At 58.1% G+C, this 1,357-nt stretch carries 3 protein-coding genes; all 3 read right to left on the bottom strand.

Translation table 11 applies throughout. The annotated features are described in order from the left end of the window. Positions 1–45: 45 nt before the first annotated feature. The 3 genes from KOE80_RS20090 to KOE80_RS20080 are packed head-to-tail and all read right to left on the bottom strand — an operon-like array spanning position 46 to position 1,183. On the bottom strand, positions 46–537 hold the full coding sequence (locus KOE80_RS20090; protein WP_226349838.1) for a hypothetical protein: 492 nt from the start codon (positions 535–537) through the stop codon (positions 46–48). Continuing rightward, positions 528–737, bottom strand: a complete 210-nt coding sequence (locus KOE80_RS20085) for a tail protein X (protein WP_115634172.1) — start codon at positions 735–737, stop codon at positions 528–530. Before KOE80_RS20085 ends, KOE80_RS20090 begins: the two co-directional genes overlap by 10 nt. Further along, positions 734–1,183 (bottom strand): head completion/stabilization protein, encoded by a 450-nt coding sequence (locus KOE80_RS20080; protein WP_226349837.1) that lies wholly within the window; start codon positions 1,181–1,183, stop codon positions 734–736. The genes KOE80_RS20085 and KOE80_RS20080 overlap by 4 nt, the downstream gene beginning before the upstream one ends. Between the last annotated feature and the right edge of the window lie 174 nt (positions 1,184–1,357).

The raw sequence follows: 1,357 nt of genomic DNA, 5'->3' as shown, positions 1-1,357 counted from the left end.
TGGATGGAGTAACAGGCCAGCACGACCAGTGCATCGCGCAGCGCCTTACTCATGGCCACCCCGCATTGCCGTCTGACTCACAATGCCATCACGCAGGCAGAAGGCCACGCCAGCCGCAGCCAGCATCAGGTAGTAGCCATTGACGACAGCCACCCCTGCTCCCACATCACGATTGACCGCGACCAAGGTAGCGAAGTAGCAAAACACAGGGGGTAAAAACAGCAGATGCCGCCAACGGTGAAACAACAGCATCAAGGGCTTGATCGGTTCACAACTGAGCGGTGTGCAGTAACGAAACATCGCCAGCACTCCGTCAATCACTAGTAGTAAGCCCACGGCCAGCAACACGCCAATGATCAACACAGCCGCCTCATGCAGCTGCATGGCGCGATAAAACACCGAACCAGGGACAAACAGCCCATACAACCCTTGATAGGCCGTCACCAGACCGTAAAAAATCCGCACCGGCCAATCAGCCGACATATTCAGGCTCAGGTAGCTGCGATGGCAGCCCATCTTTCTCAGACTCAGTCCCATAACTTCACCGTTTTAAGTGTGTTCACGCGGGCCACCGGCCTATCAGGCAACGTGACAGCCGTCCCGTGTTCCAGGATCGGTCCCTGCTCCGTCAAACCGGGATTGAGCAGCAGCGTCTGCTCCACCACGCCCTGGGTCTGGCCCAGGTAGCGCCAACAAATCGCATCCAGCGTGTCTCCCTGGTGCGCGTACACAATCACAAAGCCTCCACTACTAAACGGGGTAAGCCCAGAAAGTCGCGCACTGCCCACCGATGCACACGGCGAGCATCATCAGCCATGCTGTCGTAGTCCTCTGCGCGGCGCTGAGCACTTGCCGACGCATCCACGTCCAGGTAACGCTCATACAGCTCAGCCTGGGCATAGAAGTACACAGCCCGCCGATACAGATCAGACTGGCATTCGTCCAGCGCTTGTGGATTCGCTGAACGCCAAGCCGACAACTGATCATTGACCACGTACACCGCATTGGTCAGACATTCGACCAGGCGCTCATTCGTGACGGTGCCAGGTAGGCGCAATATCTCGCGGACATGGCTCGACTTGATCACTGGCCAGTCCCCTTGCTGAATCTCGATATCGGCTTCCAACTGGCCGGGTCGTTCTGTAGACACCTTGGGCTTAGCAGCGGCAACAGCAAAGCTCATGACACATCCTTGTGTGGTGGGCGGTGGGCGGGTCGTCCGCAGTCATGCCATCAGGCGCTGCTTCAGACCCGCGCCGCCCAGGCTCGGGGAGCACGGTTTATGCAGACGCTTTAGCCAGCGCCGCATCAATCTCGGTCAGCAGGCGCTTAACGCCTATCTTGTCGTTCAACTCCA

Origin of the sequence: Alcaligenes sp. 13f (assembly GCF_020496585.1) — a bacterium.
GTDB lineage: Bacteria > Pseudomonadota > Gammaproteobacteria > Burkholderiales > Burkholderiaceae_B > Alcaligenes > Alcaligenes phenolicus.
The sequence above is the reverse complement of the archived record's forward strand: the minus strand, read 5'-3'. Positions and strand labels throughout refer to the sequence as shown.